At 34.2% G+C, this 19,567-nt stretch carries 21 protein-coding genes and 3 pseudogenes; 13 read left to right on the forward strand and 11 right to left on the reverse strand.

The window, feature by feature from the left end:
• The first annotated feature begins 164 nt into the window (after positions 1-164).
• Complete coding sequence (locus FHR28_RS14895; protein WP_166782964.1) at positions 165-794, forward strand: EcsC family protein; 630 nt, start codon at positions 165-167, stop codon at positions 792-794.
• Positions 795-847: 53 nt separating this feature from the next.
• Positions 848-1,186, forward strand: coding sequence for a hypothetical protein (locus FHR28_RS14900; protein WP_166782965.1), 339 nt, complete (start codon positions 848-850; stop codon positions 1,184-1,186).
• A gap of 521 nt (positions 1,187-1,707) precedes the next feature.
• On the opposite strand, the gene FHR28_RS14905 is transcribed toward FHR28_RS14900, so the two are convergent.
• Positions 1,708-2,277 (reverse strand): hypothetical protein, encoded by a 570-nt coding sequence (locus FHR28_RS14905; protein ID WP_166782966.1) that lies wholly within the window; start codon positions 2,275-2,277, stop codon positions 1,708-1,710.
• 49 nt (positions 2,278-2,326) lie between these two features.
• Positions 2,327-2,743 (reverse strand): annotated as a pseudogene (locus FHR28_RS14910) (hypothetical protein).
• Between the two features lie 232 nt (positions 2,744-2,975).
• Between FHR28_RS14910 and FHR28_RS21945 the strand changes: the two are divergent.
• From FHR28_RS21945 to FHR28_RS14925, 4 genes are all read left to right on the forward strand, one after another.
• Complete coding sequence (locus FHR28_RS21945; RefSeq protein WP_228722091.1) at positions 2,976-3,206, forward strand: HTH domain-containing protein; 231 nt, start codon at positions 2,976-2,978, stop codon at positions 3,204-3,206.
• Entirely contained in the window at positions 3,179-3,877 is a 699-nt protein-coding gene (locus tag FHR28_RS14915) for a WYL domain-containing protein (protein WP_228722092.1), read from the forward strand. The genes FHR28_RS21945 and FHR28_RS14915 overlap by 28 nt, the downstream gene beginning before the upstream one ends.
• 115 nt (positions 3,878-3,992) lie before the next feature.
• Positions 3,993-6,278, forward strand: a complete 2,286-nt coding sequence (locus FHR28_RS14920; RefSeq protein ID WP_166782967.1) for an McrB family protein — start codon at positions 3,993-3,995, stop codon at positions 6,276-6,278.
• Between the two features lie 5 nt (positions 6,279-6,283).
• Positions 6,284-7,618 carry an McrC family protein gene (locus tag FHR28_RS14925; protein ID WP_166782968.1) on the forward strand — a complete coding sequence of 445 codons (1,335 nt, stop codon included), beginning with the start codon at positions 6,284-6,286 and terminating at the stop codon, positions 7,616-7,618.
• A gap of 81 nt (positions 7,619-7,699) precedes the next feature.
• Here FHR28_RS14925 and FHR28_RS14930 read toward each other — a convergent pair whose 3' ends face one another.
• From FHR28_RS14930 to FHR28_RS14940, 3 genes and pseudogenes are all read right to left on the reverse strand, one after another.
• Positions 7,700-8,176, reverse strand: a complete 477-nt coding sequence (locus tag FHR28_RS14930) for a hypothetical protein (protein WP_166782969.1) — start codon at positions 8,174-8,176, stop codon at positions 7,700-7,702.
• Positions 8,177-8,188: 12 nt separating this feature from the next.
• Entirely contained in the window at positions 8,189-8,587 is a 399-nt protein-coding gene (locus tag FHR28_RS14935) for a lysozyme inhibitor LprI family protein (protein WP_166782970.1), read from the reverse strand.
• A gap of 741 nt (positions 8,588-9,328) precedes the next feature.
• A pseudogene (locus FHR28_RS14940) lies at positions 9,329-9,552 on the reverse strand (Arm DNA-binding domain-containing protein); the annotation flags it as partial.
• Positions 9,553-9,906: 354 nt separating this feature from the next.
• Here FHR28_RS14940 and FHR28_RS14945 point away from each other — a divergent pair.
• A pseudogene (locus tag FHR28_RS14945) lies at positions 9,907-10,637 on the forward strand (Fic family protein).
• 42 nt (positions 10,638-10,679) lie between these two features.
• Here the strand turns inward: FHR28_RS14945 and FHR28_RS14950 are convergent.
• Entirely contained in the window at positions 10,680-11,549 is an 870-nt protein-coding gene (locus FHR28_RS14950; protein ID WP_166782971.1) for a hypothetical protein, read from the reverse strand.
• Positions 11,550-12,160: 611 nt separating this feature from the next.
• On the opposite strand from FHR28_RS14950, the gene FHR28_RS14955 reads away from it, so the two are divergent.
• From FHR28_RS14955 to FHR28_RS14970, 4 genes are all read left to right on the forward strand, one after another.
• Positions 12,161-13,030 (forward strand): YagK/YfjJ domain-containing protein, encoded by an 870-nt coding sequence (locus FHR28_RS14955; protein WP_166782972.1) that lies wholly within the window; start codon positions 12,161-12,163, stop codon positions 13,028-13,030.
• A 107-nt stretch (positions 13,031-13,137) separates the two neighbouring features.
• A complete protein-coding gene (locus tag FHR28_RS21950) occupies positions 13,138-13,434 on the forward strand; it encodes a hypothetical protein (RefSeq protein WP_166782973.1) in 297 nt (98 codons plus the stop codon).
• A gap of 130 nt (positions 13,435-13,564) precedes the next feature.
• Positions 13,565-14,218 carry a hypothetical protein gene (locus FHR28_RS14965; RefSeq protein WP_166782974.1) on the forward strand — a complete coding sequence of 218 codons (654 nt, stop codon included), beginning with the start codon at positions 13,565-13,567 and terminating at the stop codon, positions 14,216-14,218.
• A 153-nt stretch (positions 14,219-14,371) separates the two neighbouring features.
• Positions 14,372-15,127 (forward strand): hypothetical protein, encoded by a 756-nt coding sequence (locus tag FHR28_RS14970; RefSeq protein ID WP_166782975.1) that lies wholly within the window; start codon positions 14,372-14,374, stop codon positions 15,125-15,127.
• 55 nt (positions 15,128-15,182) lie between these two features.
• On the opposite strand, the gene FHR28_RS14975 is transcribed toward FHR28_RS14970, so the two are convergent.
• From FHR28_RS14975 to FHR28_RS14990, 5 genes are read right to left on the reverse strand one after another with little or no spacing between them, the layout of a single operon-like run.
• Entirely contained in the window at positions 15,183-15,584 is a 402-nt protein-coding gene (locus FHR28_RS14975) for a hypothetical protein (RefSeq protein ID WP_166782976.1), read from the reverse strand.
• 21 nt (positions 15,585-15,605) lie between these two features.
• Positions 15,606-15,962, reverse strand: coding sequence for a hypothetical protein (locus FHR28_RS14980; protein WP_166782977.1), 357 nt, complete (start codon positions 15,960-15,962; stop codon positions 15,606-15,608).
• A 44-nt stretch (positions 15,963-16,006) separates the two neighbouring features.
• The gene (locus FHR28_RS14985) at positions 16,007-16,231 is read right to left on the reverse strand and encodes a hypothetical protein (RefSeq protein WP_166782978.1); all 225 of its coding nucleotides are present in this window, start codon (positions 16,229-16,231) and stop codon (positions 16,007-16,009) included.
• Positions 16,228-16,359, reverse strand: a complete 132-nt coding sequence (locus tag FHR28_RS22035; RefSeq protein ID WP_259191802.1) for a hypothetical protein — start codon at positions 16,357-16,359, stop codon at positions 16,228-16,230. Before FHR28_RS22035 ends, FHR28_RS14985 begins: the two co-directional genes overlap by 4 nt.
• Positions 16,360-16,361: 2 nt before the next feature.
• Positions 16,362-16,616, reverse strand: a complete 255-nt coding sequence (locus FHR28_RS14990; RefSeq protein WP_166782979.1) for a hypothetical protein — start codon at positions 16,614-16,616, stop codon at positions 16,362-16,364.
• Between the two features lie 667 nt (positions 16,617-17,283).
• Between FHR28_RS14990 and FHR28_RS14995 the strand changes: the two genes are divergently transcribed.
• Both FHR28_RS14995 and FHR28_RS15000 read left to right on the forward strand, forming a co-directional pair.
• Positions 17,284-18,315 carry a DUF932 domain-containing protein gene (locus tag FHR28_RS14995; RefSeq protein ID WP_166782980.1) on the forward strand — a complete coding sequence of 344 codons (1,032 nt, stop codon included), beginning with the start codon at positions 17,284-17,286 and terminating at the stop codon, positions 18,313-18,315.
• Between the two features lie 101 nt (positions 18,316-18,416).
• Positions 18,417-19,484 (forward strand): YqaJ viral recombinase family protein, encoded by a 1,068-nt coding sequence (locus FHR28_RS15000; RefSeq protein ID WP_166782981.1) that lies wholly within the window; start codon positions 18,417-18,419, stop codon positions 19,482-19,484.
• Positions 19,485-19,567 lie beyond the last annotated feature (83 nt).

Genomic DNA, 19,567 nt, shown 5'->3' on the forward strand with positions numbered 1-19,567 from the left:
ATCACAAAAGTGCATATTCTAAAAGCGGACATTTTATTTGGGGGATTACAAATTTATTTCGTATAAGGTTAATTATATTCAATAAAATTTTAAAAATTTGATTTATAGTTAACTTTTTATGTTTATAATTAGATAATTAACTTTACTAACAAGAAAATTTGAAAATGGCGAATGATTTAAATGAAAATAAAGTAATGGACTTATTAAATTGGTCTTATGAGAAGGCAGTGAAAGGGGTAGTTGGTTTAGATTCTGCTTATGATTTAGCTGAAGACTATATGAAAGGTAATGGTAGTTTATATGAACGAGTTAATTCACTAATTAGATGGCAAAATACTAAAGCAGGTACTTCTGGATTTCTAACAGGATTAGGGGGGATTATCACTTTACCAATAGCAATACCCGCTAATGTTGCTAGTGTTATGTATGTTCAAATTCGTATGATTGCAGCTATTGCTTATATGGCGGGTCATAATTTAAATGACGACAGAGTAAAATCTTTAGTTTTTGTTTGCTTAACAGGAAATGCTGCTAAAGATATTTTAAAAGATGTCGGTATAGTTGTTGGAAAAAAACTCGCAGAAAATGCTATTAAAAATATTAGTGGTAAAACGATTATAGCAATTAATAAAAAAGTAGGCTTTCGGCTACTTACAAAATTTGGTGAAAAAGGGGTAATAAATTTGGGCAAGACTATTCCTCTTCTAGGTGGCGTAGTTGGTGCAACATTTGATTCAGTTTCAACAAATACTGTAGGAAATATAGCTAGAAACACTTTTGTATATAAAGATTAAATTATTGATTTATAATTTATTTTTATTAATTTTAAAATCATCGGGAGATAGAAATGGGATTTTGGAGTAGTGTTGCTGGTCTTGCTAAAGGTGCGGGAAATGCAATGCAGGAAAAAATAAAAGAGCAACAATATGAGATGTGGAAAAAGCTATCAGTTCTTCCTGAAGAAAGACTAGTAGATATCATTAAACAACATGAGGATCGAAGACAAATGCAATCATTAGCTATTCTTGCTTTGTCATTAAAGAATCGCTCAGCTGCTCAAAGTTTGATGGATGATGATATTAAAAGCAGTTTTGAGCGTATGAGAAAAAACTTAGCTTTGGAAGAGAATAGATATGCTGAAGAGCAGCGACAAGCAATTGATTCATTATTAAGATCGTATTATTAATTTTTAGTAAACTAAGCCCTTAGGGACTTAGTTTTTTATTAATAAGTTTTTATATGAAGCCTAGATATTATGTCTGGGTTTTTATATTAAATACTGAAAGAAAAACTTTATTGCTAGTAAATTTGTAATATTAACTAAATATTCTTTAGTAGGGGTTAATCGTAATTTGTTCCCTTTCTTATCATACACATAAAACTAACTCCTTTTTTTGATATTGAAAATCGAGGATATAAATCCATGTAAAGTTGGGCCATTTCAATAATCATCATATTAGAATGGCTTTTCATGATTAATCTGGTTCCACATTTGTTATTAGAGTAATGCAGTATATTTTTATAATCATACATGCTACTTACAGTAGAGTTGCTTTGATTGATTTACACGCCTTCAATGTTGGTTGGATGGTCATTCATTGCTCTGTTCCAACTCAGCTTAATGATGAATATTTGCGCTGATTCAATATGAGGCATTGAGCTGAAACAGAGAAAAGGGTTTATTTACCTGTCATTGTTTTAAAGAAATTATTCTTCAACAATGGCACGGTAAGTTAATTTTCCATGTGTGGTATAAAGATAAACCTCCTTGATTTCCTGAGCAGAGCAGCCTTTTAAAACAAGATTAAACACATCTCCATAATAGGTCTCTTTAGGAAATTTGACGGTAAACGGTTCTACACCAATGAGCTTACAGTTCGGATTATCTACTTCGACTTTATCAAGTACATCTTCAATTTCAGAGATGACTTTTAAACGCGTAACATCATAAACAGTTTGTCTGATGACGTTAAAGTTTGGAGAAGTGTCGATAGGGCGAAACTGAACCTCTAGTGCTTCACTTGTTAACAATTTACGCTTGAGTTGAGGCGGTGGAATAACAACATTCTCAGCTCTCTTATAAATACTGTCAGGATCATAGCGATTATGAGCAATGGCAGCAGCCTCAGCTTCTTTCTCTTGCATTTCTTGATAAGAGCCAACTTGAGATTGAGCGTGAGCTGCTTCGTTTGTAAGATCAAGCGAATACGACTCAGGTATCTGAAAACATGCTGTTAAAGTTGATACAACCGTGACTGTGATGATTAATTTTTTCATGACTAGATTTCCTCGTAACTTGAGCATGGAACATAGACAGATTTATCAATCACAGCTGGTTAAACTGAGTACGTTGAACATACTTAAGGACAGCTAAACCTTTGATATACAACCATCGATCATTAAAATTCTCTGCACGATAATCAAAGACCTGATAAGCGAAGTTATCAATATCAATTAACTTCTGTTCCTTTAATTATTTACCTTCTCGAATAAGGGCGTTTAGATCACCGCTATAAATAAAATAACGTAATCGATCATTTTTAGGGATGAGTTGCCATTGCTTGCTTATCGCAACAAACGCATTGCAATTGATATTGCCTTCACAACGTCTAATCACGGGAGCAGCGGATGGGGTATTGATCAGTGCTATTACTTGATTTATATCCGCATGACAAAGTGAGGTTATTGAAAAACAGGCAACAACGGCACTGTATTGTAAGAATATTTTGATTTGGCTATTCATAAAAATAGAATCCTGATTCTTGTTGTTAGATATATTTTTAATTGGATGAATTAAACATCGATGTCTGATTCCAAAGGTGTAGAAATGATTTACTGTAGTGAAAATTCCATAATTGAAATTAGAAACTAAATTCAAAAAAGATATAAATAATAATTTGTTATATTTATCATGTATTCCAAATGTTGAATGATTCAAGATAAAATTACAGTATGAACTTCTGAAACAAATTATTATGTCTGAAAAGCAAAAAAATCATGTTCGGTTAGCTGACCGTTTAGCGAGTATTCTAACTAAGTTAAATCAAGGGCAGTATCTGGACTATAAGATGCTGAAAGATGAGTTTGATGTTGATGAGCGTACGATTCGACGTGACATAGATCGTTTATCAGCAGCAAATTTACCTATCTTAAAAGATGAAAAAACACATAAGTTTTTTTGCAGACCCACTATGTTGGAAAAATAACGCCAAATGATGTTAAAAATTTTGCACAACTTTCAGGGATCGCAGGTTTATATCCAAACTTGGATATTTCATTTATTCGGGAATTGTTGGATAAGCATGCATCAGAAGTCTATACCGCAAAGGGGTACTCTTTTGAAGAAGCTTCTCAATATGAAGATTTATTTAAGATAATCAGCGACGCAATCAAAAAAAGGCGCATATTTCAGTTTATCTATAACGATAAACAACGACGAGTAGCGCCCTATAAATTGGTACATCATCATGGAAGTTGGTATTTGGCTGCGGTGCAGGAATATCAATTACGTGCATTTAAACTAAGTCGAATTAATGACTACAAGAAAGTTTTAGACTTGGATGAATTTATTCTTGATCCGATCATTATAAAACAGCTTGAAAATGAAGAGAGTATTTGGTTTGGAAATGATAAAAATCGGATATTACTCAAAGTAAATGCTGAAATTGCAGAGCATTTCAGTCAAAGGCAAATATTTCCTGAACAAAAAATTGAGCAAATATTTGAAAATGGCGACTTACTAGTCTCAAGTAGAATAGCACACAATGATCAAATTAAATCTTCAATTCGTTTCTGGCTACCACATGTAAGGGTACAAGATCCGATTGAGTTACAACATGAAATTGAGGGAGACTTAAAACGGTATTTAAAACTGTAGAGATGAGACATTTTTATTAAAAATATATGTTTTAAAGGTGATTTTGACAAAACTTGTCTACTGAGCTTTTTATAATTTTGTCGGTAATTAAATAATAGTGATAGTGAATTGAAATATGGCTTTCAACGATGTACAAAACTTGTGGGATGAATTTTTAGTAAATTGGCCTCTTGAAAAAGTTCGCTCAATGACGTTAGAAGAATATTCAAAGTCTGGTGATCAGAAAAATTTTACATATTGGATTGAGAGAAAAACTAAACCAATTGCGAATATTCTTGGTGGTTCGGCATTTAAATTTGGTATTTATCATAGGAGTGCAACGGGCGATATTGAAAATAATAAAGGTAAAATTTATCAAGATGATTATGCATGGTTAGAAAAATATGGTAATAGTAAAGAAAGTGTTTTTAATGAAGTTAAAAAGCGAATTATTCAGACAATTGAGTATGTTCAATCTGGAAATTTAGCAGCAATAGATGAGATTGATTTCTCTCCAGTAGTAAAATGGAAAATTGCTTTTTTATATCAAAATCAAGAACGACCAAACATAATTTCAGTTTTTTCTAGAGCTATGCTAGATTTTCTGACAGGAAATTATAATCTTAAATATTCTGAAATATATAATCAGCTAATTCAGCAAATGGGAACCCAACCACTATTAGAATATAGTTTTGATTTGGTAGAGAAATATGTAAAGGCTCATCCCAAACAAAGTCATCTTACACCAAGTGAGGTTGATGAAATTCTGAGTGTAAAATATCCTGACAAATATAAGAGTCGCCAAAAAATGACTTTGGTTACAAATGATAATGGTCGAGAAATTGGTTTGGTACTTGACGGGAAAAAAGCAAATTTTTTTATCCAGGTCGATCCTGAAAATAATGGTGTATTTCAGTTTGAGTTTTCTAGAAAAAAAGATGGTTCAGTTGCTAAATATAGCGAAGATGATTCAAGACATTCTAGTTTGAATTCATTGAGTGAATATTTGAAAGTTGGTTTCAAAACCTATCATATTCAGATAGATAAAATTGAGGAATTTGAAAAGTTCTGTGATTGGTATGAATCTGAAAATATATCGACTCATTCAGGTTTAACTAAAAATGAAGAAAAACATATGAAATATAGTCAAAATAATCATCCTTTAAACCAAATTTTATTTGGTCCTGCTGGAACAGGCAAAACGTATCATACTGTGAATCATGCATTACAGATCATCGATCCAGGCTTTTATGATGCACATAAAGAGCCAGAACAACGAGATATCTTAAAACAAGAATTCCAAAAATATGTGGATCATGGTCAAATTCAATTTGTGACTTTTCATCAAAGTTTTAGTTATGAGGATTTTGTAGAGGGAATCCGTGCTGAAACAGTAGATGGAAGCTTAACGTATAAAATTCAATCTGGTGTTTTTAAAGCATTAGCCAAATCCGCAAATATTGTAGGAGCTGAGTTTAAGAAAGATCATTATATATTGTGTGCAAATGGAAGTTGTATTGATGTAAAAAAACCAAATGGAAATATTGTGACATTATCAACTAAATTAGTTGAATTTTTACTAAGTAATGTTAAAGATCAAAAAATTACAATTGAAGATATAAGCTCTAAAAATGTCATAAATATTTTGGGTGAAAATGTAATTCTAGAACCATTTATTGTTAATGGGTATAATAGCTTATTAGCATCATTAGTCGATTTTTTGATCCAATTACCAAGTCAAAAAAGTCAAAATTCTGAACCAGTTGTGCTTATCATTGACGAAATTAATCGTGGCAATATCTCACGTATTTTTGGTGAGCTGATCACATTGATTGAAGAGTCAAAACGAAAAGGTAATGCTGAAGAACTAAGTATAATTTTACCGTATTCAAAAGAATCGTTTGGCGTACCAAATAATCTTTATATTATTGGAACAATGAACAGTTCAGATCGTTCATTAACAGGTTTAGATCTTGCTTTACGTCGCCGTTTTACATTTACTGAAATGGCACCAAAGCCTTCACTATTATCAGATGTAAAAGTACAAGGTATTCAAATTGATCGCTTGCTCGATATTATAAATCAGCGTATAGAAGTTTTACTTGATCGAGACCACTGTATTGGCCATGCTTATTTTATGCCATTGAAAGATAAGCCAGAATTAAGTGTCTTAAGAGAAATATTTTTACAGAAAATTATTCCATTACTGCAAGAGTATTTCTTTGATGACTGGGAACATATTCATACAGTCTTAAATGAAAATGGAATGCTGAAGCAAAAATACAACACCGCAAAAATGAATGGGCTGTTTAAAAACCTGAAATCAATGAATCGTGATATTTGGGAAGTGAATACTCAAGCATTCGATAATCTGAATGAGTATAAAATAATTTATGCAGGTACTAATGCAGAAGCAGAGTAAATGTAATGTATAACATCACTGTACGTGAATATGCTCGGCTGAAAAGAACAGATCATCCTACAGAGCAAAATCCTTCAATGGATTTTGCTGAAATTAGTCCAAGTGCATTTGAATATCTATATGAATTGAATCAAGAGCTCGCAGAACAAGGGCAACAGTTTTTAGATTTGGGAAGGAATACATCGGAACTAAGAGTTCAAAATTTTGTCGGAGTGATTGAAACACCCTGCGGGACAGAAATTGAAATACTACCTAAAAATGATAGTGTTTTAGGTAATAGAGCTCAGTCACGTTACCTTTTGATTAAAATGTTGAGCCAAGTGCTCAACCTGCCTCAAAAAAATTCTGGTCTGGCTTCTATTGATCAATTTAAAGTCCCTGTTACAGAATGGTTTTATTTACAGTTTTTACAGGCATTGCAAAAACTATATCAAATTGGTATTCGATTTGATTATCAAAAAACTGATGAAGAGACTTTGTTTCTGAGAGGGCAGTTAGATACGGTAAGACAAATACAAAAGCCAGTCACCAAACAAAACGAATTCAGTATTCGGCATGATATTTTTACGGCAAATCGAGCCGAAAATAGGCTGATTCGTTCTTGTATTGACTATATTTGTAAGCGAACTAAAAACTCAGACATTTGGCGTAAAGCGCATAAATACCATTTGTTATTTGCCGAAGTCTCACCTGCTCAGGATGTACGGCAAGATTTCAAACAATGGAAAAATGATCGCTTAATGTCGCACTATACTGAGATTAGGTATTGGTGTGAGATTATATTAGGTCAGGAAATACCATTTGCTGTGAAAGGAAACAAACGAGGCAAAAGTATTTTGTTTCCGATGGAAAAGTTATTTGAAAAATATGTAGAGATACGCTTACTCAATCAGCTTGAAAAAGGGGCAAAACTGGAATCGCAAAAGTCGAGCCACTATCTAGCGAAATATGAAGTTGGACAAACGACGAAAAAAATATTTAATCTGAAACCTGACTTAATGATTGAATATCTTTGCCAGCAAGAAAGTCGAAAAAAGTATCTCATCTTAGATACAAAATGGAAGTTAATTAATAGTGTCGTGGATGAAAACTTTGGGTTAAAACAAAGTGATTTATATCAAATGTTTGCTTATAATCATATGTATCAAGGTCACCAGTCAGATATTGTTTTAATTTATCCTAAGCATGCTCATTTTGATCAGGCACTGCAACCATTTTTATTTAATATTCATAGCTCTTTAGGGGATGAGCTACAGCCTAAAATTTGGATTGTACCCTTTGATTTGCAGTCAGATAAATTAGAAATTGGTGACCTAAATATCTCTGGATTAGTCACTTGAGTTTTTTAGTATTTATTTGATTTTATGACAGGACAGTGAATGTATTAAACATCGCTTTCACTGTCCTATTACTTGATTTACCTAAGAACACTTATTTTTTGTTATGACAGAGATGAGTTCTTTTTTATAACTATATGGATCATAAATATCCTCGATTTTACAAGATTGACCATGACATTGAACTTGGTAATCAATATGGAATTTTTCACCAAAATTAACACCTTGAGCACGGACTAACCCATTGTTTAGTAATGTAAACTTCATTTTATTCAACTTTACATCAAAGTCATTGCCAGGAATGACTAGATTACGTACCCATTCACACATTTCCCCTGGGTAATTCAGTTCCAAGGTATCTCTTTGTGAAATCAGTTGTCTTAGTTCATTTGCAGAATTTTGTTTAACAATATCAATATTTAAATATTGTTCGCTAATTTTCATAGAATAAATCTTTTTGATGAAATTGATTTTTGCTAAGTTTTGCGATGTTGATTCCGCAAAGACATTTGGTGTAAATGATGCAAAAAATAGTAGTGCGATTGAACATATACGATTCATAATTTTATCCGATTAAACAGGTCGATAGTTTGTGCAAAAACTAGAAGAGCTCTCTAAGCCACAATCTTGCATGTATTTAAGTTCCATGATTCTGCGATTATTTAAATTAATCATGCATTGCGAAGATAATTGCTCTGTAATTGTTCCACCGTTTGATACTTCAAATTTACATTGTTTGGTTTTATAGCTAATCCAAGTACGCTGAAGATCAAGCAACTGTTTTTGTTCATTAGCATTTAACGTATTTTTATAACTGCTATAAACTTCCAGAATTTTTTGGTCAGACTTTTTGACTTCTTTGTCATAGCAATTATTGATTGAAATGGTATTGTCATGATTTCTTTCATTTTCACATAAGGCATGGGTCGCAAAAGAGACCATAAATAATGGTAAAATAAGTAATGGTTTCATATTTGTTCCTTACAAAAATAAAATTACTGCCCACATTGAGAACAATGCCAATTGTTGGATATAGCTGTAGTTGGTTTTGCGAATACATGCCAAATAAAGAGTAAAAGCCAGATCCAAAACCAAAATGTTAAAGTGATACAAAATAAAAATATATGCATAACCCAACTCATTTGTTTAGTGTTTTTCTGGTGCAATGTACTGTGACTACAGTTCTTGCACCTTTTCATTTTTTGAGAAATTACTCGCGCCATAATTTGTATGAAATAGTGGGATTGGTTGCATTTAAATAAATTTGTCTGACAAGTCGTGTCTGTTTTGAAATTATTATTTTTAAAAGCGATGTTTATATAATGTTCCTTGATCTCTACCAGCTTTAATGAAATGCGTACGTACAATATGTGTGTGAAGAGGAGAAAATCCTATTTCTCCTCATTCAATCAATTTTTGTAAGATTACTCATTTGAAGGAAAAACTTTTATACCGTTACTAGCAGGTACAACCATAGATTTCACCCATTCCTGAGATAAGAATTTAGGCTTTTTTGGATTAAGATGATCGAGTTTTTAGTTACATCCGTAGCTATTGTTTTAGACTGAATCTGTTTGGAATATGACATGGTTTGAACTGCATGTTGCTCATCTAAGACGCTTTTGGTGACTTTTTGTAATTTACCTGAACGAGTGGCATGTCTGATTTGATGAAAGTGTAGCCATTCTTAGCTACATTGAGATTAATCTAACCTTTTAGTTTTAATCGAGCTCCATCTCTCATTCTTCTTGCTTGAGCAAGTGACGTTTCAGGATATGTACCGATATTGAAAATGTTTTCCTTACCGCTAAGTCCAAATTTCATACGCCAATCCATACCACCTGAAGGCGTAACTTCTAAATACATGCTTTTTCATTAGAATATTTAATTTTCTTTTCTAATGCTTTTATTCTTCTAACCTTGGCATCTATAAGCATTGCAATGTATTTGTAGAAATTTGGAGGGTATAAAAATTGCAGTAATGAATTATACCCCCAACCATATCAAGATTTTGATCATTAGAAAGACAACAAAAAAGCCTAAACCATTACAGTTTAGGCGTTTCAGCTTCCAATGGATGAGGTTGGAATAAATATGGCGGTGAAAGAGGGAATCACATTTTTAAATTAAGCTTTTGAAATAGTGAAACATAAATGTAGAGTATTTCTATTTTTACCCCCAGTTATACCCCCAAGTGAATTTGGGTACTACGTTACCCATTGAAGTATTGTGGCTATTTTAGCATAAAAGCTTAATGTATGATCTTTTGATTGTTTTTACAGAGATTTGGCATGTTTGAGTTCATAGATAATTTAAAGGCCAAATTAGATCAATATCGACCATTTCCATCTTCAATAACGAGGAATTTGCAAGAAGATCTTATTCTACGTTGGACATACCACTCTAATGCCATTGAAGGCAACTTCTTAAAGTTGCTAGAAACCAAAGTCGTGTTAGAGGGAATTACTGTTGCTGGAAAGACTTTAAAAGAACATTTTGAAGTGATCAATCATCGTGATGCAATCTTGTATGTTGAAGATATTGCCAAAAAATAAGAACCTTTTTCAGAATGGCAAATTCGTAATATTCATCAATTGATTTTGAAAAATATTGATGATGAAAATGCAGGACGATATCGTCAGCAAAATGTCTAAATCTCAGGTGCTACTACCAATCCTACAGATCATACATTGCTTAATGACAAAATGGCACAGTTTATAGATTGGTATAACACGAAAGCTCATATATTGCATCCAATTGAACGAGCTGCCAAGGTTCATGCTGATTTTGTAGGCATTCATCCCTTTATTGATGGAAATGGTCGTAAATCACGGTTGTTGATGAATCTTGAGTTGCTTAAATCAGGTTACCCACCTAGCGTGATTACTGTAGATAATCGACTAGCCTACTATGAGGCCCTTGATCAATGGATGGCCTATGGTAATACCGAGCCATTATGAATTTAGTTGCTACTGTTGTGCTAGATGGATTTAAGCCTTATCAGGTTGTCTTAGGAATTTAATTTCTACAAAAATCTGTGTAGATGGATTTTTGGCCTTGTTGGCTACAGTTTAGATGCTCGTTTTCGGGCATCATGTGTTTTCTTATGCCAAGCCAATTGAACTTTCTTTAAGACTTTGTCATACTTTTCTTCATCTAAGAGATACCATAAATCAAGCTGATGTAGCATAAAATTGGTTTTCTCTTCAGAAGTATAAGGTGTGTAATCTGTATTTTGTGTCATTTCACCATGAATAATATTTTTCTCAATATAACTAAATAACCATTCAGTGAATCCTTCTTTATTTAGATTTCTTTCGATAATTGTTTTTGATTTTTTTTTAATAATTTCTAGTTTTTTAAAGTAAAGATTGAAAGTGCTTTCATAGTTTTCTTTTTCAAAATATAAGCTCATCAGAACAAGATTTGCAAGTAACGATGTGTTGTTGCTGTAAGTCTGGATTAGTTCATTAGAGTGGAATACAAGCTCTTTACTAGGTTCCCTTGCTATAAGATCATCTAGATTAAATTTTTTATTGATTTCAATTAAATTTGAATAAATAGGACTTATATTGTAATAAATAAAATCAGATAATCGCGTGTTATTGTTAATGGCTTTTAAAATTCTCACTAAATTTTGTGTTGGATATTCATTAATAAGTTCATGTATATATCTTAGCTTAGTTTGATGATTTATTTCTAAATCTAGAATTAATAATAAAGCTTTGCTTTTAGCGTCCTCATTTTTTTCACATGCATGAATGGTGGTTAATAATATCTGAAAAATACTGCTGTTATTAAGGTTAATTTTTAATTGGTTTCCCAGTTCATTTCTAAATTTACGCATAAATTTCATCATTACCCAAATAGATAAATTTGGATCAATCTTTTTAATGCTTGCCTCTAGTTCTTTTAGTTCATCTTTTTTACTCATGTAGAGGAGCCTTATCTTGTATAAAAAGGTAATAATAATTTCATAAAGATAGCATAAATAGGTTGGGCTTTATCAATATTCTTGTATTTTTGTTGTAAGATATTGGTAATAAAAAAATCTACAAACTGCTGTTATTATTTGAATAATTGTTTTTATGGATTAAGAATGACGTTTTTTTGGGGTATTGTCAAGTCGATCAAAACTTAAAATATTAAAGCGCTTCAGAACGCTTTTGTATAGATATGCTTTTGGGTGGTTTTGCTTTAAATCATCTTATTGTAGCGACATGATTGCAGCCATTTGAATGCTGATTCCAGCAGTAGTCAAAATGGAAAAAATTCTTCCTTCACTTTATAGATGAGTGCCAGATATCTTCTGCTTTGTAAAACTTATATTTTTCTTTGTCTAAGCTTTATGGTTATACATCTAAATATAAGCTTCAAAATAATAATAGAGCGGGTTATTAATTTAATTATTAAAATATAGAACACCTAGAATGATTTAATTCTTAATGCTCAGTATGAACTTAGTTAATCTTTAAATAATCAAGTAGGTTAAAAATTACAGAACTGTTCTTCCTATGTAATTAAATTAACGCATAGGAAAGAAAAATGAGTACAGCTGTAAATGAATCAAAAACTTTAATCAAGATTGAATTTTTTGTTGAGGGGATTGTAGATAGAAGAAGAGTGCCTCGGAACTTCTATATTGAGTTATCTGACCTACTCATTGAATTTGGTGCAATCTATAATCCAGAATTTCATTACTCAGCCTTAATCCAAGCTTTCATCGAATTGCTCTTAGATATGGAAGAATATTTAGCTAGTCGAAAGCGATTAATAAAAAGATTATCTGAAATACCATTTTTGGATATTCAAGGGGATTTTAAAAAGCATAATCACAGACATAAACGTCAGTTAAGCAATCATCGTTATAGTGAATTACAAAATACCCAGCAACTAGTTGAGCGTATGGAAAACGTCATTGATCAGTATTCTCGTATCTTAGTGGTTCGGGTTGATCTTGCTTATCCATTAAAGCATCAAGGTCAGGTCGGTATTCAAGAGTTTAATGATGATATGAGTGAGCTAAGAAAAAAGATTCATGATCGAGATACTATATTTAAAGGATTGATTGAATATGCATGGGCGTTAGAGCAAGGTGAGAAGAAAGGCTATCATTGTCACTTACTCTTGGTCTATAAAGGGTATCAACGTCGTAAGGCTTATGGGATTGCACAGCAGGTTGGTAAACTCTGGAGAAAAATCACGAATGGTCTCGGATGTGATTTTAATTGTCATGATGCGGAATATCTAAAACAGTTTTCTGATCGTAATACTTTAGGAATTGGTATGATCCATCGTCGTAATCAAGATGAAGTGAATAACATGCTCAATACGGTGAAGTACTTGGTTCGTCCAGAAAAGGATAATCAGTATTTACGGGTTAAGTGTAAGAAGCGTATGCGTACCTTTGGCTAAATAGAATAAATTTCAAACCTACATTATCCACATGAACATGGGTGAGTCTCATCCAATATTGAGGGTTTTATTCATGAAGCCCATTTCTATTCTTGTGGAGAAATTTAATGCAAATTCTTTGTCCTTATTGTCATTCTGAACATGTACAACGCATGTTACATACATCACCGCAGCAATCGAATAATCAATCAAACTTACTGGGTTCCTCAGCTACCTTTGCTAGTATCGGTGCAACCTTATCCAAGAGTGTTTCTAAGCAGCTGTCAATTTCACCTTGGGTAGGAGGGATCGCTGGTATTATGATAGGAGGGGTGCTTAGTAGTTTGTTTGATTCCCCAAAAACTTCTACACAAGCACCTGTCAGCTATTTCTACTGCCAAGCTTGCAAGCAGAGTTTTCAGTAATTAATTAAGGTTCATCATTTCGATGAACCTTCTATTTTTAGTCTCTAATTCCAAAGAATAAAATTTTTTGTTTACTAATTTGTTTATTTTAATTAAATTAATTTGTAAGTATAAATTTATTTTTTAAAAAATGAGAAATCCGACTTTATTTTTACATGAGTTATTTATTTACTCATTGGTTTACTTTTTTTACACTTTGCTAGCATTTTTAGTTTTTTCATTTTTGGGGCCAATTATTAATGGTGATGGTGGAAAAAAGGAGGTTAGTAAAAGTCGGGGTGATAGTAATGTAGAATGTTTGACTCAGAATTATGGAGAGGATAATTTCGTATATGGGCTTGCTAACAATGTTCTTGATTTTGTTAATGCGTTTATTCCCTCTAACAGTACAGTATTAGTTTTTCTTTTTGTAGCTTATTTGATATATCTGATTTTTGTTGTTTATATAAAGAATAAAAAACCAGCTGTGAACTCTAGTGTTGTATATGCTGCTAAAGCCTTTGGCTCGATAGGGACAGGTATAAATTCATTAGTGTATTTTATTACAGCTACATTTGTTATATCTTATTTTTTTCTTACAATATTTGTAGGTAAGTGTTTATTTAATATAAAAAATATGGTTGGTTTTGTGCTGTTAATTTACATTTTTTGTTCAATATTTATTTTCTGGTTAGACCATAAAATATCATTTGTTTTGACTAATTTTTCTAAGCCAAAGGCAATTTTAGGTCTTAAGAATAAAAATAAAAAATGGTATCAATTTGGTCAACCAGATCATTTTTAGTGTTTTTAATTCGAATGATTGAGATTTTATAAGTCAGTAGGTGGTTTGAGGTGCTTATATTTTTATTAAAAATAATAATGATTTATTTAGTTGTAAGTTTGAATGATTGCTCTATAGTTTATGTTTTTATAATATTTTTATTGATGAAATAAAGTGAAACGTTTAAAAAGTATTGATGAAAGAGTTTTTCCAATAATGCATCAACATATAAAACCTTCTAATCCCTTCTCTATAGAACGAGATAGGGCATACAAGAAGGAAAACCTTATCCATTCTATTGAACAACTGATTACAGATGCCTTTGTTGATGCAACTTTAGCTCCTTGTTCAGTGGAGTATGAAGGGATCATAAGGCCATATATTGAAGAGTGGCGTTGTAACTTTAGAAGTATAAGCCGTAAGAAGTTAACTTATATTTTTGATTATGTTTATATTGCATGTTCAACAGATGATTTTTATAAAAATAGGAATCAAAGTGTAATTACTTCATTTTTACAGGAGCTTAGCTTTAATTCTAAATTATTGCCATTAGGTCAGGTTTTTTTTAGGGGGGTAAAAAAGCAAATAGGCTTTCAAAAAGTCGGTGATGAAATAACTGTTATGGATAGACCTTTATCTATGACACTATTACCAGATGTCGCAGCTTCGCATGCTGACAGAAATTCATGTAATAATTTTGGTAGTAGGTTTTTGCAAAGTACTATTTATGTGATTACCAATAAATGCAATAAATCTAAAGGATATGTTGTTAATCATGATGACGTTGATGTCAATGATGAGAACATAGCTCAAATGATGGAGCATGAATTTGAAATCATTCTAAGTCCTCCCTATAAATTGAAAATCAACTTAATACAGGTTATAGGAGATTATGAATTCCTCCATATTAGTATTGAACCTCTCCCTTAGTAACTGATTTAATTTGAACCCTATCTATAGTAGGGTTCAAATATAGTTAAGTACATCAAAGAACGTAGCGTTTATTTCCGATAACAAAAATTGTTTTTCGAATGCCTTGAGGTTTACATTCTGAAGTCATAACCTCAAAACTATCTTTCGCATAAATCGTTTCACCATCAGGCCCCCAACTGTCTAACTCACAACGTTGATTTTGAGTGTTGTAGACTTCGATTTGATCAATGCTAATATTACGGGAAGTTGGGTTGCTGATATTTAGCGATGTACCCGAGTTATCATATTTTTTTAGCTGATAACCTAAGGTAAAAGCTGTGGCTTGATTTTTACAATTGGTCGAGATGGTTTGACCACCACACGTTATCATTTGCTGAGTGATCTGTTTGGCATTTGTTGTCACGGTCAAAGTACACAGCGATACAGCCAAAGCCAGTAAAGCAATCTTATCCATGAGATTCTTCCTTACTCAGTTTTACCAAACACAGATTTTAAAATCACTACCAACCCAACAAGCCTTTTGTTGTTGAGAGCGATAAGCTTCCCCCCAGATAGAACCACCGCCACTGAGTTTAGTCGCTTCAACAATGGCTTGATCTTTCTTTTCGATCATCACGGTGAGGCCTGCAACTTTTAATTTTTGTGTGATATTGGGATGGCTAATATAAAAACTTCCACCACCTTGAGGCTCGAAATTACATTTACCTTTGTAACGTATTTTCCCGCCTTCATCAATTTGACACACTGCGGATTTAGCTTTGGCTTGAGCCAGTACAGGACAGCTTGCAAGTACAGTCAAAGAGAGTGCAAGACATAGATTCATTTTTTTCATGAGATGATCCTTCAGATATTTTTAAATCAGAATAAGATTTCAATTTATTTAGAACGGAAGACTAGACCGCCAATAATCAGTAACAGCAGTACGCCACCAATGAATTTTCCTACAGAAGGGAACATTACCGCAGGCCAGATCACGCCTTGTCCCAAGTTATAGGCAAAGGATTTATAGCTGTATTGCCCCCAAAAGTGTTGATAGATCGCAAACAACACACCAATGATCAAGTAGCCACGGATCAGCCAAGATTGAATAGATGCGTTCATTTATTTCCCCCAAAAGCATATTGAAACAGTAAGCCAAACAGCCCAAACAGGATCATTAGACCGATAAAAGGCAAACCTAAAAAGCAGATGATTGCAATCACACAAATGATTCCTGCAATAACTCTCATGGCTATTCCCTCATGCATTGCAGACTGCTTTGCATCATGTCGTATTGAAATGATTCAGTCTGATTGAGGGTATAAAGATTGCGCTTTAAGGCATCTTCTCCATATTTGCTTTCAAGCTTTTGATAGACACATTGACATGCAGAGCGTTCCATTCCTGTGGACTGACAACCGCCGAGAAACTCTCGTTCGGCTTTACTGGCGCAGCCTAATGTCAGTAATGAACAACTGATCATTAAAATAGGCATTTGAATGTTCATGATTCCCCTCGAATTTATTGTTTTGTTTATTTGAAATCGTTCTCTTCAGCCGAATGAATTTAATCTAAAGGCACAGGCTATCCATCCAAAGATGAAATGGGCCTTTAGATCAAAATGAACTGAATGAGAACTGAGTGTTATGCCAAGGGCGAGGGAAATACCCAATATGGCTTTAGAGAAAATAAGAATGATAGATGATATTTAGTCATGGTTGACTCCTTGGAATTAAGAAGTTCTACCAACTTACTGCTAAATAATGGTGGTAGAACGAAAGGGGGTTAGCAGACTGGGATCCAAGGAACCAGCACGCACGAGGCGTCCCCCTCCCGTCCTACCATAGAAAAAAAGGGGGACACGAGGGTTCCACGACATATAAAAATAACTTTATACATCGTGCTGGATCAGCGGTCTGCTAAAACCGACTGGCAATGTAGGCCAGCGAATTAAGCATAATCGCCCTCGTGTTTTTAGTCAATTGAGTGATTTAAAAAGTGTTTTATTTACATTCGATTAGAAAAAATCTCAGATATATATCATTGAAGTGAATCAAGAGGTTCAAATTCATTTGATCGTCTTCACCTTTGGCCTGCTCCCCCAGCAGGCCTTTTTTTATGCACAAAATCTGAAATTGAAACAATTCTAGATTGATCTATTAAAGGAAAACCTTATGGCACATTTAGTTGAGACAATGGCATTCGTTGGACAAACTCCTTGGCATGGTTTAGGCAACCAACTTAGTCAAAACCAACCGATTGAAGTTTGGGCACAACAGGCAGGCATGGATTGGCGGATTGAATCCTCTGATGTCAGTTACATGGCACAGAATGAACGTGGACAAAGCATTATCATGCCTTTTGAAGAACAGCGTGTTCTATACCGCTCTGATACCCATGAACCTTTATCTGTGGTCAGTCAACGTTATCAGGAAGTTCAACCGAGAGAAATTTTACACTTCTATAAAGACCTGACAGAACAATCAGGTTTTGAATTAGAAACCGCAGGGGTGCTCAAAGGCGGGAAGAAACTCTGGGCGCTCGCACGGACAGGGCAGACTTTTGCCTTAAAAGGTAAAGATATCAGTAATGGCTATATTCTCTTAGCCACCGCTTGTGACGGTACACTGGCAACCACAGCACAATTCACGTCTATCCGTGTGGTGTGTAACAACACTTTAGCCATTGCTTTAAAAGGACAAAACTCAAGTGCAGGTGTGGTCAAAGTGCCACATAGCACCAAATTCGATGCTGAGAAAATTAAACAGCAACTGGGGATTTCCGTGCGTGCATGGGAAGATCATATGTATGAAATGAAACAACTGAGTCAACGTAAAGTCACCCAACAGGAAGCTGCAGCTTATTTCGATGCTGTATTTAACAACACCAGTTTGAGTATTGCTGAACAGGATGAAGGCATTATCCAATTTTATCGTAATGTTGCTCATCAAGCAGAATCGACCAAAGCAGAACCGAATGGGCGTGCTATGTCGAAAGTTATGACCATGTTTAAAGGGCATGGGAGAGGTGCGGAACTCAGTTCAGCTAAAGACACGGCTTATGGTCTGTTATGTGGCATAACGGAATTCGCTGATCACGAACGTCGTGCGATGAGTCAGGATCATCGTCTTGACTCAGCATGGTTTGGTGCAGGGGCAGGCTTAAAACAACGTGGGCTTGAACAAGCTTTAAGGATGATTGCCTAACACGAATTATCCCATCAATTATTTCAAAAATACATTACATAGCCACATCTTCGGATGTGGTTTTTTTTATGACCGAAATTTAATGAATACAGGAATAAACTATGAATAGTCACTTAAATATTACTACCCCATCCAATGCTGTAATGACCAATACAGCAATGAAAAGCCAACCATTTATTGCACCACGTTTCTTTAGTGCCAAACGTCTGGTAAATACCAAAAGCTTGAGCCAAGCTGAATGGTTGAAAGTGCGTCGGCAAGGCATAGGCAGTAGTGATTGTGCTGCTGCTTGTGGACTGAATCCCTATATGTCGATGCTTGAACTGTGGATGATTAAAACAGGACGGATTCAACAAAATATTGAAGATGAAAGTGAAGGTCATGCACCCTTGTACTGGGGAAAACGGCTTGAACCTTTAGTCGCTGAATATTACAGCATGCATACCAACTATAAGGTGCGTAGGGTGAATGCAGTACTACAACATCCTGAACCCGATAAACATTTCATGTTGGCAAACTTGGACTATGCTGTGGTGGGTGATGCAGAAGTACAACTTTTGGAATGCAAAACCGCAGGAGAATATGGCGCTAAGCTTTGGCGAGATGGCGTGCCTTTATACGTGCTATGCCAAGTGCAACATCAACTGGCTGTGACAGGCAAACAAGCAGCACATATCTGTGTGTTGATCTGTGGACATGAAACTCGAATTTTTAAGGTGACACGTTCAGAATCAGTCATACAACATATCATCCATGCGGAACGTTACTTCTGGGAATGTGTGGAAAAGGATGTTCCACCTGAAGCCGATGCCAGTGAATCGGCAGCCAAAGCTTTGCAACTGCTTTATCCCGAACACGTGCCACTCAGTACCACAGACTTATCCGAAGATGAGCAAGCCAATCAACAGTTTGAACAATTGATTCAAGCACGTCATCAAATTGAAAAACATCAGGAACAATTTGACCTACTCAAACATCAACTGCAAGCCAAGATGCAACAAGCTGAACGAGCGACCTTTCAAACCGGCTCAGTGACTTGGAAAAAGTCCAAGGACTCGATCAGCTTAGACAGTAAGGCTTTACTGAAATCACATCCTGAATTCTTAAACCAATTTCCACAAAGCAAGCAGGGTTCACGGCGTTTCAACATCTATACAGATGATGATTGAAAGGCAATTAGCCTAAGCAAAACAGAATACTCCAGCTAAACATCCCATGCCTGAGCGTATGGGATGTTTAGCTAATTCAATTT

The organism is Acinetobacter sp. BIGb0196 (assembly GCF_011759595.1).
GTDB lineage: Bacteria > Pseudomonadota > Gammaproteobacteria > Pseudomonadales > Moraxellaceae > Acinetobacter > Acinetobacter guillouiae.